The sequence below is a fragment of the Mesobacillus subterraneus genome, assembly GCF_020524355.2.
Taxonomy (GTDB): domain Bacteria; phylum Bacillota; class Bacilli; order Bacillales; family Cytobacillaceae; genus Mesobacillus; species Mesobacillus subterraneus_C.
This window is the reverse complement of record NZ_CP129019.1, coordinates 1,356,364-1,371,040: the sequence shown is the minus strand read 5'-3', so window position 1 is coordinate 1,371,040 and position 14,677 is coordinate 1,356,364. Positions and strand designations below refer to the sequence as shown.

General features: G+C 42.0%; 13 protein-coding genes and 2 pseudogenes. 5 read left to right on the top strand and 10 right to left on the bottom strand.

All coding sequences use genetic code 11. The features are described 5' to 3' along the window. Positions 1-70: 70 nt before the first annotated feature. The 3 genes and pseudogenes from LC048_RS06935 to LC048_RS06925 form a co-directional block, all read right to left on the bottom strand. A pseudogene (locus LC048_RS06935) lies at positions 71-2,250 on the bottom strand (DNA topoisomerase III). A 177-nt stretch (positions 2,251-2,427) separates the two neighbouring features. Further along, complete coding sequence (locus LC048_RS06930) at positions 2,428-2,718, bottom strand: hypothetical protein (protein ID WP_226602322.1); 291 nt, start codon at positions 2,716-2,718, stop codon at positions 2,428-2,430. Positions 2,719-2,779: 61 nt separating this feature from the next. Continuing rightward, positions 2,780-3,766 carry an HD-GYP domain-containing protein gene (locus LC048_RS06925; protein ID WP_226602321.1) on the bottom strand — a complete coding sequence of 329 codons (987 nt, stop codon included), beginning with the start codon at positions 3,764-3,766 and terminating at the stop codon, positions 2,780-2,782. Between the two features lie 343 nt (positions 3,767-4,109). On the opposite strand from LC048_RS06925, the gene cspD reads away from it, so the two are divergent. Further along, complete coding sequence (gene cspD, locus LC048_RS06920) at positions 4,110-4,310, top strand: cold-shock protein CspD (protein ID WP_023627628.1); 201 nt, start codon at positions 4,110-4,112, stop codon at positions 4,308-4,310. A 310-nt stretch (positions 4,311-4,620) separates the two neighbouring features. Here the strand turns inward: cspD and LC048_RS06915 are convergent, their stop codons facing one another. Together LC048_RS06915 and LC048_RS06910 are read right to left on the bottom strand one after the other, a co-directional pair. Further along, complete coding sequence (locus tag LC048_RS06915; protein WP_226602320.1) at positions 4,621-4,794, bottom strand: zinc-finger domain-containing protein; 174 nt, start codon at positions 4,792-4,794, stop codon at positions 4,621-4,623. Positions 4,795-4,818: 24 nt separating this feature from the next. Beyond that, complete coding sequence (locus LC048_RS06910) at positions 4,819-5,475, bottom strand: reverse transcriptase-like protein (protein ID WP_226602319.1); 657 nt, start codon at positions 5,473-5,475, stop codon at positions 4,819-4,821. A gap of 200 nt (positions 5,476-5,675) precedes the next feature. Between LC048_RS06910 and LC048_RS06905 the strand changes: the two genes are divergently transcribed. Further along, the gene (locus LC048_RS06905; protein WP_226602318.1) at positions 5,676-6,083 is read left to right on the top strand and encodes a reverse transcriptase-like protein; all 408 of its coding nucleotides are present in this window, start codon (positions 5,676-5,678) and stop codon (positions 6,081-6,083) included. Position 6,084: 1 nt separating this feature from the next. Further along, positions 6,085-7,023 carry a DMT family transporter gene (locus tag LC048_RS06900; protein WP_226602317.1) on the top strand — a complete coding sequence of 313 codons (939 nt, stop codon included), beginning with the start codon at positions 6,085-6,087 and terminating at the stop codon, positions 7,021-7,023. 212 nt (positions 7,024-7,235) lie between these two features. On the opposite strand, the gene LC048_RS06895 is transcribed toward LC048_RS06900, so the two are convergent. Beyond that, entirely contained in the window at positions 7,236-7,505 is a 270-nt protein-coding gene (locus LC048_RS06895; RefSeq protein WP_306049816.1) for a DUF6123 family protein, read from the bottom strand. A gap of 65 nt (positions 7,506-7,570) precedes the next feature. After that, complete coding sequence (locus tag LC048_RS06890; protein WP_226602315.1) at positions 7,571-8,032, bottom strand: divergent PAP2 family protein; 462 nt, start codon at positions 8,030-8,032, stop codon at positions 7,571-7,573. A gap of 157 nt (positions 8,033-8,189) precedes the next feature. Here LC048_RS06890 and sspL point away from each other — a divergent pair, with 157 nt between their 5' ends. Further along, positions 8,190-8,321: a small, acid-soluble spore protein L gene (sspL, locus tag LC048_RS06885; RefSeq protein WP_226602314.1), complete on the top strand. Its 132-nt coding sequence runs from the start codon at positions 8,190-8,192 to the stop codon at positions 8,319-8,321. Positions 8,322-8,388: 67 nt separating this feature from the next. Then, the gene (locus LC048_RS06880; RefSeq protein WP_226602313.1) at positions 8,389-8,583 is read left to right on the top strand and encodes a hypothetical protein; all 195 of its coding nucleotides are present in this window, start codon (positions 8,389-8,391) and stop codon (positions 8,581-8,583) included. A gap of 141 nt (positions 8,584-8,724) precedes the next feature. Here the strand turns inward: LC048_RS06880 and LC048_RS06875 are convergent. From LC048_RS06875 to LC048_RS06860, 3 genes and pseudogenes are all read right to left on the bottom strand, one after another. Continuing rightward, positions 8,725-9,591 (bottom strand): annotated as a pseudogene (locus LC048_RS06875) (5'-3' exonuclease). A gap of 175 nt (positions 9,592-9,766) precedes the next feature. Further along, positions 9,767-10,633 carry a sulfurtransferase gene (locus LC048_RS06870; RefSeq protein ID WP_226602312.1) on the bottom strand — a complete coding sequence of 289 codons (867 nt, stop codon included), beginning with the start codon at positions 10,631-10,633 and terminating at the stop codon, positions 9,767-9,769. Positions 10,634-10,840: 207 nt separating this feature from the next. Continuing rightward, positions 10,841-14,491, bottom strand: coding sequence for a dynamin family protein (locus tag LC048_RS06860; protein ID WP_226602310.1), 3,651 nt, complete (start codon positions 14,489-14,491; stop codon positions 10,841-10,843). Between the last annotated feature and the right edge of the window lie 186 nt (positions 14,492-14,677).

Below are 14,677 nucleotides of genomic sequence, written 5' to 3'. Positions count from 1 at the left end.
CCCATGACCTCCAATGCTTAAACAATAGCCATATTAAAGTTTACTATAGAAGGACAGGGGTGACAAGGCGCTATCCACCTTGATTGACAGGCTGTGAATCTATATTGAATTTGAGTTTACTTTCCTCACCATCCCAATATAGCTTCGCGTTAAAGGATTTATCCTTGCTCTGAAACCCTTCAATCACATCCGTGCTTCCTTCGGCCAGCAGCTTCTTGATATTCTTTTGTGTTACTGTCTTGCCAAGGATTTGTTTAGAGAGTGTGAAATTACATTTTGTTTTCTGATAGTTTGAACATCCATAGAATGTTCCCTTGTCCACCACCATGCCATCACACTTTTTACATTTACCAAGAGTTGTACTCCGTTTGGAACGTCCGCCCTTTCTACCGGGCACAAAGGCGTTCGTAAGATCTTCGGAAAAAGTCCAGCCTGAGGAACCTTCGGATGTTTCAGACACAAGATGTTTAATCATTTTGGAAGTCTGCTCGATGAACTGCTTTGGTGATGCCTCTCCTTGCCCTATTTGATGCAACCTTTGCTCCCATTTCGCTGTCATTTCAGGAGAGGCCAGGACTTGTCCGCCAACAGCGGCCACGAGAATTTTCGCTTTGGCTGTCGCATATACGAGGTTTTTGCGGACTTCTATATACGCTCGATCCTTTAGCATCGTAATGATGCCCGCTCTCGTCGCTTCTGTTCCAAGTCCTTCAGCTTTCATCAGGACCTTTTCCAGTTCCTTGTCTTCAATATGCTTTCCTGCCGTCTTCATTAATGTAATCAACTGACCTTCAGTCAGCCTTTTTGGCGGCTGTGTCTTGCTTTCCTTCACCTCGGACTTAATGACAGTTCCGGTTTCGCCCTGCTGGACCGGAGGCAGCTCAGGTTCCTTGTCCGAGTCTTTTTGCGGGAGCACCTTTTTCCAGCCTTCATCGAGCTGAACTTTCCCTTTCGATATAAATTCAGCCCTTCCCTCCACGACTGTCTTGATTGTTGTATATTCCGCTATATACGGTCCGTAGTGGGCAGCAATCAGTGTCCTTGCCAGCAAATCATATAATTTTAGCTCGTCCCCTGACAGCCTGCTTAGATTAGGAACTTGTTCAGTTGGGATAATTGCGTAGTGATCCGTTACTTTTTTTTCATTTACGTAGCGTTTGTTATTATAGATCGATGAATTAGGCAATGGAAAAAGCGGCTGATAATCAGGGTTGGCCTGAAGTTTGCTCAAGATTGAAGAAAAGCCCTCTGCCTCCCCAGGGGTTACATGCCTGGAATCAGAACGAGGATAGGACACAATTCCCCTTTGATATAATCCTTGTAAAATGTCCAGCGTTTTTTTAGGTGACATTTTAAAACGGCGATTTGCTTCCGCCTGGATCGCTGACAGATTATAAAATAGCGGTGGCAAGAATTCTTTTTTCTCTGAAATAACCTCAGCGGCTTCTGCAGGTTTTCCATCGCAAAAAGCAGCAATTTTCTCAGCCATTTCCTTCGTTTTAATCCGTGATTCACCGTCTTTTTCCCATTTGCCGCTATACTTCTTACCATTGACATTGAATTTTGCAAGCACTTCCCAGAATGGTTCCGATACGAAGTTTTCGATTTCCAGCTCTCGTTTCACAATTAATGCGAGAGTGGGAGTCTGTACCCTGCCGACAGAGAACACATCTGAATAGCCTTTCATTTGAAGCAGAAGCGTGTACAGCCTGGATGCGTTCATTCCGACAACCCAGTCAGCACAAGCGCGGGTATAAGCTTCAAAATACAAATTTTTTGTTTCCGATTCATTCAAAAGGTTTTGAAAGCCTTCCTTTATCGCTTTTGGCGTCAGCGAGGAAATCCATAGTCTTTTCATAGGCTTCATGCAGTTGGCAAGGCGGAGGATATTCCTGATTATCAGTTCACCTTCGCGTCCAGCATCGCCTGCATGAATGATTTCAGAGACCTGTGGATCAGTTGCAAGCTTTTTTATGATTTGAAATTGCTTTGCTTTCGATTTGACAACTTCATACTTGAAGTTCTCTGGAATGATCGGCAGTGTATCGAGAGACCATTTTTTCCATGATGGATTGTAATGCTCAGGTGCGGACAATTCCGTTAAATGTCCGATTGCCCATGTGACGTATGCACCTTTAGGGGGAATATTTCATTTGGGAGAATCTCGATGAATCCATCCCTTTTTTTCATTTTAAATACGGAGGCCAGCGTTCTGCCCTGGTCAGGCTTTTCCGCAACAATCAATTTCATAAGTTCCTCCTGAAAAACTTTATATGAACGTACTTTATAAACCTCGCATTCTATTTTATCTTTTTTTCGACAAAAGCGTAAAGGACTTTTATTGCATATCGATTACCTGCCTGCAGGGAGTGTACATTCTGTCCTGTAAAAATAAACAGGCAGCTGAACTGATCAGCTGCCTTAAAGCTATTTTTCCTCAAATGGTTCAACTATGTTGTTGTCATTGATGTACCAACGATTCCTGTTAACGACTGCCGAAACGGTCAAAATCAGCGAAGGAATCTTTTCGATCCGCACCACTATTGCCCCCACCATCTGCTGGAAAATCACGAATGACTCCCCATGGCTAAATGCTGCCCACTGTGGGCCCATGATGGCAATGGAACGAATGATTTCTTCCTTTTCTGTTTGCTCAAGTGAAAGATGTTGAGAAAAAATGATGATCCAATCCTCATCACCTATCGAAAAGCGGTACATGCCCTCACCCTTTTAAATTCATCATCATTGACTAATAAAAGATATGAAGTGCATCTGGAGATTATACCCCTACAATGGAATCATTTATTACTCTCGAAATCCGCAAACCGCGATTAAGACGCAAGTCAACGAGTGTATCACCCGTTTTGATCAGTGCCCTTAACGGCTCGAATGGATCAACCATCAGGATTGTCCCTTCTTCTCCATCGCTAAGGAGAACACGTCTTCCGACAAGGCTGTCCATGATCCTAAACAGGAAAACGAGCATGATCTTCGGGTCGAATTTTCCGAATACATCGTTTTGCATCTGGGAAATAACAATATGGAAAGGTTCCGCCTGATGATAGACCCTTGAAGATGACATCGCATGGTACACATCCGCAATGGCGACGATTTTTGCAAGCTCGTCTATCTTCTCACTGCGAAGGCTGAAAGGATACCCTCCCCCATCCTCACGTTCATGGTGCTGCAGAGCAATCAGCGCGACTCTTTCATTTAGTTCCGGAATATCCTTCAACATTCGGTATCCATACACTGTATGGCGTTTCATTTCGTTGTATTCTTCACGTGTAAGCCTGCCTGGCTTGTTCAAGATGTTGACAGGGATACGAGCTTTTCCTATATCATGGAGTGTCGCTCCCAAAGCAAGGTCATGCAGCTCCGATTCATCTAAATTAAGCCATTTCCCTATCAATGTAGAGATGATGCCAACACAGACTGTGTGCCTGTAGGTATACTCATCCTGTGTTTTCAGCTCGTAGAAAAGGTGATAGATATGGGGAATTTCTGCTGCCTGCCTGATGACAGGCATGATGTCATTCTTGATTTCGCTCACAGGAACAACGCCTGTCTTTGCCACGATATCGAAAATTTCTTCCATTTGCATGGAGGCATCATCAATTTTTTTTGAAATATTATCAAGCTTCTTATTTACTGCGATCTGTGGTGTGTAGTCCTGAATGGCATTGCCATTCCTGATAGTATCCAATAATGCGTCAATTTGCTGATCAGTTAAGGACGTCAACGTCGATGGAGTGGTCTTCTTCATTCGTACCCTCCTCTTAGCTCAGAATACACTTCAAGACAAAATGAATTTTTAATCCATTACAGTTTACAATAGAGTGTTAATAAGAAAATAATAACAAATATTTCCGAAAATAGGAACTAAAGATGGAGATTTTCGATTTATTTTAAATTCGCATAATTTTAAGATTTTTTAGTTTGTAATACGCTTACATTGTTGACGCAATCCTTTGTGATATTGTATATTTAAGACATCATTTAATAGATTATACTTGCTATGTCAATACGGCAGATTGATCCATTGGATGATAATATTTAACTTTGGCACATATTTTTGTGTCGCGAAAGACATGGGAGGAAAGTTTATCATGCAAAACGGTAAAGTAAAATGGTTCAACAATGAAAAAGGTTTCGGTTTCATCGAAGTAGAAGGCGGAGACGATGTATTCGTTCACTTCTCAGCTATTCAGGGCGACGGCTATAAGTCACTGGAAGAAGGTCAGGAAGTTTCTTTCGAAATCGTCGAAGGAAATCGTGGGCCACAAGCTGCTAACGTAGTAAAACTATAATTTAAAAAGTTGAAGGCTGGCGCCTGGCGCCAGCCTTTTGATTTTTCTGCTATTCTCGTAAAAACCATTCAATGTCCATTTGAATTGGCTTTTTGGACATTTCAGTTTCCCTCATTCTCTGAAATGTCCAAAAAATGGTCTTTCTTAGACATTTTGGCTATGGACACCTCCTGAAATCTCCATAAAACGCTATTTCTTGGACATTTTGGCTTCGCGATTCCGATGAAATGTCTATTAAAAGCCATTTCTTAGACATTTTGCCCTCACACTTTCGCTGAAATGTCTAAAAGGTATGACCACGAGATCAACTCTACAGTTTTTGCCCGCAATTTTTTATTTTTTCCCCAACGGTGCACTCATTAATGCAGAACCGGTGGGCAGCCCTTTTTCCATGTTCTTGCCGATGATGCTTTTTCAGGAAACATCCATTGCAATAAGTTTTTAGCAATGTCTCAACCTCAGCAAGGATTTTAATACGCGTCAATCTATTCCCGCCTTTCCCTCCTGGTTATAATATTTGCATCTTACTGTTGATCATTTTACCCTGCAATGCCTGCGTGGCCAGTTTATCCGCTTCTTTATTTTCTTTCCTTCCTACTGGATTGTACTTCGGATACAAGCCAAGTTCCTTGATTTTCTTCTCGATTCTGTCAAGCCAGCGGTTGAGAGTTTCTTCATAGCAAGGCCACTCTCCTTCGAGCTGCTTCAAAACAACCTGGGAATCACCTTTTATATCGCAGCTCATGTTGCGGACACCCATTTCTTCAAGGATGGTTAAGGCAAAGTAAAGAGCAGCGTATTCTGCTTCATTATTCGTTTCAAGTTCATCGAAAACTTCATTGGCACGCAATCTGTACTTTTTCTTTCCTTGTTTGAAGTAGATTATGGTTCCGAGTCCTGCTTTATGATTATAATTATCAAAACCGCCGTCAAAAAAAACGGTAAGGTCATGTGGTTCTTCTTCTACTTCTGCAAGCAGCCTTCGCATTTCCTTCACTGTCCACAAAGTACCGATTTCATCTATGAATGAAATTTGTCCAACTCTACCCGATTTTTCTAATTCTTCACCAGCCTGGAGTGCATGCTCGCCATCAAGAAAATCCGAGCTGAAGAGGATGGGATTTATTCCTTTGGCTTTGTATTCCCACTCCAATTTATATCTCATGACTTCTCCCCCGCTTTCTGGACTGTTTTTTCCACTCTGCCAAATGGGTTATTTTTAGTTATCTTACCCATTTTACGAGCACGTTACAATTAAATAGGGACGATGATGCTTGAAATGGTCCTTGTATATTTTTATAAATTTCCACTGCTATTATGATACACTAACTATTATCTGTACAAACCAACTGGGAGTGATCTTTGTTGTTCGAAGTATATATTGATGGAGCAAGTGCTGGCAACCCAGGACCAAGCGGTGCTGGCATTTTTATAAAAGGAGAAGGGGAGGTTTTTAGATATTCCATTCCTCTTGGTGTCATGTCAAATCATGAAGCTGAATATCATGCATTTATAAAAGCATTGGAAATCTGCCTTGAAAATGGTTTTAAAGTTGTCTCCTTCCGAACGGATTCACAGCTTGTCAATGCAGCGGTTGAGAAAGAATTTGTCAAAAACAAACTATACGCACCCCTTTTGGAGGAAGCATTAATGCTTGCCAGTCAATTTGACCTCTTCTTCATGAAATGGATTCCATCGAGTGAAAATAAAACAGCTGACGATTTAGCAAGAAAAGCGGTAAGGAGCAATATCATGAAAGGAACCGAAAACTAACATGAAAGCATCAACCTTCGCGGATTTAAGCTTACTATTCGTAGCCCTCATCTGGGGCGCAACTTTTGTTCTTGTACAAAATGCAATTTCATTTCTTGAGCCACAATCCTTTAACGCAGTCCGCTTTGCCTTCGCAGCAATTTTGTTAGGACTCTGGCTTTTGTTTTTTGAAAAAGACCAGCTAAAAAAGCTGGATCAGAAATTACTATTATCTGGGATCATGCTGGGTTTCTGGCTGTTCATCGGCTATGCTTTCCAGACATTAGGTTTGCTTTATACGACCTCATCCAAGGCGGGCTTTATCACGGGTTTGAGCGTTGTCCTTGTTCCATTGTTATTGCTCGGAATCTTAAAACAGCGGCCCAGTTTGAACTCGATAGCTGGTGTTTCAGCCGCAACTGCAGGCCTTTACCTGTTAACTATGTCAGATGTGTCCAGCCTGAATATTGGTGACGGCTTCGTTCTAATATGTGCCGCAGGATTTGCATTGCACATTGTTTTCACCGGAAAATACAGCAGCAGCTTTCCGACACTCCTTTTGACGATGGTCCAAATTGCAACTGTCGCGGCTTTGTCTGCAATATCAGCTGTTCTTTTTGAGGATTGGCAAAAAGCATTCAATCCTGACGTCATCTTTTCAGCGAATGTCATGATTGCCTTGGTCGTTACTTCTGTATTGGCGACTGCTCTCGCTTTTTTTATCCAGACGAATTTTCAGAAACACACAACTGCCACTCGAGTTGCCTTAATTTTTGCAATGGAACCAGTTTTTGCGGCAATCACGGCTTACTTTTGGGCTGATGAACGTCTAACATACAGTGCTCTGGTCGGTTGTGCGCTCATTTTTGCCGGGATGATATTCGCAGAATTGCCCTCTGGCAGATTTGAAAGCTTTATTCGTAAGGTCTTCCCAAAAAAAGAGGCTGATTCTAAAGCGTAACGCTTTGAGACCAGCCTCTTTTTATAATTTTAATTATATAATTTCCACTTCGAGAATACTCCAGCTACAGCTCTTAGTCTTATGAGTGTCTTGTCTAGCTGCGGCTCTTAACTCCTCGAAACGCTTCAGTCCTGCCAATGAACTCAAATAGATAGTTCACCGGTCGGCTCTCCAGCGCTTCTCAAAGCCGACCAAGGCGCTTCCGTTTTTCGTCAGACGGTCAAAAGCTCGATTTTTTCAACATATTGTAATGCTGCTTTACGGGAATGAATTTTATTAGAAGCGAACGTTTCAAGCAACGAAATATAAAAGCTTCCATCAAAACCTTTTTGAGCCTTAAGGGTAATTTCAATGGCTGTATTTGTTAGCTCATCGGTGGAATTCGTATATTGCTGTCCGAAAAAAATAAAGCCGACGGCGTCCTCACGCAACTGGAACCCTTTGCTCTTCAAATGAAGCAAGTAATCTTCAACTGTCCGCACTGACTGAATCAATCCTCTCTTCAATCCGTTTCTAGTAAAATTTTACCGCAAATCCCGAGCTTTTTCTACCGTTTTTTTGTTAACAGATATCCAGCAAATCCCATAGCCATTCCAAAAAGTGCGCCGCCAAGTACCTCTTTTGGCTGATGGCCGAGCATTTCCTTTAATGGGTCTGGAGACTTTTCTTCAAACTCCACAGGGTCATCCTCGTGAATTTTATCAATTAATTCATCAAGATCATTAACTTTTAAAGTCAGTTCTCCGGTTTGTCTCCTTATCCCCTGGGCATCATACATGACAATGATGCCATACACGAGCGACAACGCGAATTCAACCGAACGTACACCTTTTGTTAGAGCAACATATGTTGTTAAAGATGAAACACCAGCAGAATGGGAACTTGGCATACCGCCGCTAGCCAAAAACAAATCTGGTTTCCACTCCAGTGTCTTTGCGTAATGAAACGGTATTTTTAAGGCCTGAGCAAGGCCAATACTTGAAATTGCAATAACTGCACCTTTATTCATCTTCTGTCACCTCCATGTTATTTTGAAGAAAAATGATTGCTTTTATTCTTGCCCGCTCATAATAAGGATTAAGCTGTAATAAGCAGACAACCTATAAAGGTTATTTCTCATTTCTGAACATTTTTAAACAAAAACTTTTTCTGGAGGGTCACTGATTATGAGTAAAAAGGGAAACAGAGGGACAAAGGCACCTGGTGTAAATCCACAAGGCTACGGACAGGATGTTGAATTTGCGGAAGAACCAAAGTCGAAGCTGGAAAATGCCGCTAAGAAGAAGAATACAAAATAAAAAGAAAAGCGTAAGCGTCTTGGTCAGCCCCGACAAGCGCTGGAAGGCCGACCGGTGAAGTCGTTCTTTGACTTCACCTGAGCGGACTGAAACCGAAATGGATAGCCGACTGGCCAGAAACGCAGAAACTGGAGACTCCGACAAAGAAGCGCTTTTTGCTTCTGCCGGCGGAGTTGAAGTTTCGGAGTTTCTAGGAGGCGACACTAGACAACTCGAAAAGCGGAGGCGACTGCCCAGCTCCGACAAACGCTGGAGGGCCTGACAGTGAAGTCATTCTTTGACTTCATTGGCAGGACCGAAGCGTCTCGAGGGGCTAGGCGCTGGAGCAAGACATCATCCGAAATTCGAAGAGTACAATATGTTATAAAAAAATAACGGCTGGTATAAAAACCAGCCGTTTCCATTATGCTTGCATCGTTTCGTATTCGAACAGCCGGTGCAGCCCTTTAAGTTCAACTTCATTGAACTTAAAAAGAAGTTTTTCCCGGTCAATTTTAAATTCTGCGTCGTCCATCTTGCATTCAACTGGTACATCACATTTGATTTCAGCTAGCTGTCTGCTTAAATGAAGCATTTCTAAATCTGCCTCGATTTTTGCTCGCTGTGATTTTGTCAGTTGATGCAGATTCGCGATAACACCTTCTACATCCCTGTGCTCCTGAAGCAACTTAATTGCTGTCTTTTCACCAATTCCGCGGACTCCAGGATAATTATCACTCGGGTCTCCCATGAAGGCTTTCAAATCGATCATTTGCTCAGGTCAGATACCCTTCTCAGCAAACAAGGAATTGCGGTCGTGGACCTGGTAATTGCCATAGCCCTTCTGTAGCAAGATGACAGAAATCCTGTCATCGATCAGCTGGAGAATATCCTTATCCCCTGTCAAAATCGTAACAGAATCCACTTCCTTAACCGTCCTGGCAATCGTCCCGATACAGTCATCAGCTTCATAGCCCCTCAAGCCAATGTTTGGGACGTCCAATGCTTCTACTACTTCTTTGACAAGGTCAAACTGTGGCAACAGCTCCACAGGCGCCTCAGGTCTATTCGCTTTATAATTATCGAACATTTCCGTACGGAAGGTTTTACTGCCCATATCCCAGCAAACAGCCGTATGGGTAGGCTTGAAATTTGCAAGTGCAGTCGCAAAGTGTTTGATGAAACCGTGGATCGCATTTGTCGGGACCCCTTTGGAATTTATCATGAACTGTCCGGAAACAGCTGTTGCATAGAATGCTCTGAACAACAAAGCCATTCCGTCAACCAGCATTAGCGAAGTTTTATTATTTTCCAAGTTGGTACCCCCATTGTGATAGTTTGAGCCAAGGCTCTATTTTAAAAGCATAATGTCTTAATATAAAAGTCAGCCTTGCTATTATAACATAATTCCTAGGTATCCCTTTTATATTCCGAAAATAACCATTCTTCGATTATTGATATACAGTTCATTGAAGAGCTGAATTTTCGCCAGAATTACATTCATTCCTGGAAACTGGATTTTCCTTGTAAGAAACCCAATCGCTATAGCTGCCTGCATAAAGCCTGACATTTTTGAAACCAGCTTCTTTTAGAGCGATAAAATTCGGTGTAGCTGTCACTCCGGAACCACAATAAACAATAACAGGCTGATTAGGGTTGAGTCCTGCGAATCTTTTTTCCTGTTCACTACTAGGTTTAAAAATTCCATTCTCATAGCCTTCCATCCAAGGCATATTGATCGCTGTTGGAATATGGCCTGGAACACGATCGATTGGCTCCTCGATCCCCAGGTACCTTTTACTTTCCCGTGAATCAATAAGGACCGCACTTCCCGACCCTTTTAGTGCGATATTTTTCACCTCTTCATAGGAAGCCAGCATATCATGATTTTCTGAGACAATGTATTTAGCAGTCTCATAATGGGGGACGGAATGATCAGTAGGGTAGCCTGACTTCTCCCATGCATCGAAGCCTCCGTTCAGGATATACACCTTTTCATGCCCAACGTATTTAAGAAGCCACCAAAACCTAGAGGCGAATGCTCCCTCCTTGCCGTCGTAAACAATAACCGATGTTTCATTATCAATCCCGGCATCCTGCAGCCTTTCTTTAAATAGATTTGTTTCAGGAAGCGGATGTCTGCCTCCATGCTCCCCGACTGTGCCGGACAAGTCTTTTTCGAGATCGAAATAAACCGCACCAGGGATATGACTTTGTTCATATTGAAGCCTGCCCTCCTCAGGACTCCCTAGCTTGAAACGACAATCGACAACTCTTATATTCTTGTCTCCAAGATGCTCATTGAGCCATTCAGAATCTACATGATTTTGCACCCAAACCACTCCTCAGGTAGTTTTTTTGGACATCAATTTTTTTACATGTTCTTTAGGATCCCAGCAGGAAAATTTATAATGGCTCTTCGTTTCATAGCCAAGCCTGCCACAATGGTAGTTCATTTTCCCATTCAGTTTTTCAGCCCGAAAATTAACACAAGTAGCACATGCATGAAATCTATTATGGGTCATCCTTGCACTCAACCTTTATTGAAAGTTTTTAATATTTACTAGTGCCGTTTTAACAGTATCAATAGAAAAATTATCTTCAAGTGCAGACGTAATTCCTTCATAATACTCTATGATCTGCTCTGAAATATCTTCCTGAACTTTTACAAACTCCCGAACCATTTCTGGCTGATAATGATTCTTCAGCCTGGCATTCTCTGCTTCAAGGTACTCACCTGCAGGTTCATGTAAAAGCTTTTCAAGTTCATCCGCCATTAATTTTTTTTCATTCTTCTCAAAGAAGGATTTAGGATTCTTAAACATACCAAGGGTTTTTTTAAACTTAGTTCGGTCAACGCTTTGATAGGCTGTTTCAAATTCCATTCCATTAAGCGGACCATTATCTGTTGCAGAAATGGACACTGTAGAGTTAATTTTCACTAGTTCTTTTAACAGTGCGTCCTGGAACTCTTTCAAGATCCGGATAATAAATGCTTCGGTCCTTAGCGACGTTGCTCTCATCTCCTGAGCCAGGTCATATCCAATGCTTTCAATCAACTCATCGAGCGCTGATTCTAGCGCCTTCTTCATATTGCGTCCATCATCCTTCAATAGCGCAGGATTGAACGCCTCCCTGAAAAAGTCGCCGAAACGGATGAAGACACGCTGACGAATGTAATAAGTCAATTCATCTGCTTCAAGGGTCAATCGTTCTTCAAGTACTGCTGATTTCTTTTGTGATAAGACACTCAGCATTTCTTCCTTTTCGGATAGGAGTTTTTCTCGTTTATCAGCCTTCGCTGCCTTGTCTTCTTCTGCAGAGTTGATCATTTCCTCAATCGTACCAACTGCCTGCCTCCATTTTGCCTCAGCGGCCTCAACAGCCATATTCATCAGGTCATTGGCTATGAAGGTGTAAAACGCATTTTCAAATTCATTAAATAGCTGGTCTCCGCCAGACTCATTTTCCAGCTTCGCATTTAGGCCCTTCAAACTGGAAACAGGAAATAAATGCGGCTTCCTGATGCCATACTGAACAAGCTGGCCCTCAACATACTCTAAAACTGCTTCCTGTTCTTCCTCCGAATTCGCTAAATCGACGGCATTGACTATGAAGAACATTTTATCAAGTTCAAACGTATCCTTGACCCTGCCAAGCTGTATCAGGAACTCACGATCAGCTTTTGAGAACGCGTGGTTATAGTAGGTTACAAATAAAATAGCATCTGAATTCTTAATATAATCGAAAGCCACCCCAGTATGGCGGGCATTGATTGAATCAGCACCTGGTGTATCAACAAGGGTTATTCCCTCTCTTGTAAGCTCACAATCAAAATAAACCTCAATCCACTCAACAAAACAGGATTTCTCCTCTTCTGCAACATACCCTCTGAATGATTCAAGATCCACCAATAGCTTTTCACCGAAGCTGTTTTTAAAACTGCTGAAGCCCTTGGCAAAGGCTTGCAGGAATGAGTAATGCGTCTTTTCTGCCGCACTGTAACCGCTATCCTCAGATTTAAGACTATTGATTTGATCGATCGCTCGCTCGAAATCAGATATGTTCTTGCCGAATAATCCTAATGATCGGTCCAATTCTTTCAGCAATTCGTCATCACTTTTGATTTTGACAATGACTGTCCCGTGAGGATGTTCAGTTGTCACCGGTTTAATTTTATTTATGGCAGCAGTTGTCGGATTGGGTGATACTGGCAATATCCGCTCACCTACCAGAGCGTTCGCGAAAGAGGATTTACCTGCACTGAATGCACCAAACAAGGCTACAGTAAATTCTCTTTCTTCTAAACGGACAGCTTTACCTTTCAATTCACGGGCGATTTTTTTCAAGCCAGGTATCGCTTCAATCTGTTCAGATGTGAAATTCATTTTCCTGACCAGCTGCTGCAGATTCTCGTGAAATTGCTCTATTCCATTCCCAGCTTGCTCTACTGGAACTTCTGCGGATGGAATAGCCTTTTCTCTAGTTTGGCTTACGGAATCAAAGTCCTTATTTAAAATCACTTCCGGCTTGTCTTCGACCGCTTTAAAGATAAGGAAGTCTTCCTCTCTATATTCTGCCGGTTCACCATAAAGAATTTCCGATACAAGTCTCCGTTGCTTGGAAAGGTTTCCCTGAATGGAATCCAACGATTTCCACGCAGATAAAAGTTTCTCGAGATTCTCTTCTTTTATGAGAAGTTCATTTACCTCCTCATCATCATGACCTTTAACATGGTTGATGAACAGTTCCTTAATCGGATCAAGTTTTCTCCTTGCAAGATTCTTCAATGCTTCAGCGACATCATTTGTATAATGGAGGACATAGTCCCCTGATAGTCTTGCACCAGTTTTAACGGCTTCCGAGAGCAGTTCTTTTTGGAACACGATATTGAAACCATTTGCTGCTGACTGCAGCTCGGTCTGCGATAAATTATGCTTCTTGAAAAGCTTTGATAAAAAGTCCTTGATATGCCAGTCAAGCTGCGATTTTACTTTATCCTCCATGTCTTGATAAAAATTTTCCAATCTAGCTGAGCGTTCCTGTTCTGTTTTCTGTTTTGAGAATAATAAACCCACCTTAAAGTCTGGCTGCCTTGACTGCAGATAAGCCTCGGCCAGTTCCCTTGTCTGGAAAGGCATAAGATAGGCGTTCTTTAAGATATCCGTCAGCCCCTCACGGAATTCCCGTTCAGGGTCCCTTTCAACTTGAATTTTTTCGATATGCATTCTTATTTTATCGAGTTCAGCTGAAAGCTGTAGTCGCTCACTGTCTGAAATACCTTCCAGTATCATTTCAGAATGATCTATTTTTTCAGCAACATCCTGATGAAGACTCACCTGATGGTCCTCCGAAAGCTTTTCTAACGACTTGAAAATTGAAACGGGCAGTATTTCTTTTCTCTTGCCTTTCCGCTCCATGATAAATGATCGAAGCTCTTGAAACTGGTTATGTGCTGATTCAGGGTATTTTAACGACGTATAAAAAATCCCTGCATGCTTTACTCCCCAATCAGCAAAAGAATCTTCAACACTTTGCTTAAATTGATTAAATGACAATTCTGCATCCTGATGTTTATCAACCTGGTTAATAATTAAGTAAAGTTCTTTTCCTGCGTCTGTTAATTCCTTTGTAAAAAGGAAATTAAGTTCCGATTGAACATGATTATAATCCATCATATAAAAGACGATGTCTGACAGATGGAGCGCCGATTCAGTCGCTATGCGATGGGCATCATCTGTAGAATCAATTCCCGGTGTATCCATAATGACTGCCTGCTCGAGGAAATCAGCTCCGTTATGGCTGATTTCAATAGCCTGGATTTGTTCGCCATCCTTGCAGTAGGTTTTGACCGTATCATAATCATACGGAGCCGGATACAGACGGGACCCGCCGTCCTTAAAGATGACCTTGGCATATTCAGAGCCTGATTTGATCCGCACCAAATTCGCACTGGTTGGGATTGGGCTTGACGGCAGGATGTTATCGCCAATCAGTTTGTTGATCATGCTCGATTTCCCTGCAGAGAAGTGTCCGCAAAAAGCGATTGAAAATTCCTCCTCAACTGCTTTCCGTCCCAATTCCTTTACTTTTTCAGCTGTATCTTCATCGTTATTTGTATTCATTAAATTATATAAAGATAGAATCTTTCCAAGAAGCTTTTGATCTTGCTGTGCAATAGTATGGCCCATTCCTCTAACCCCTTGTGACAAAATTGTGAATAACTTTATTTTAAATGATTTTTCGGTCTTTTCCTATAATTACATTTTCATCATGGGAAAAAGAAAAGCAAAAGCATCTTGATTAACTCGACAAGCAGATGGTTTGTTCAAAAAAGAAAAAGCCCGAACCTGAGTCCGGGCTTTCATCTAATTGAG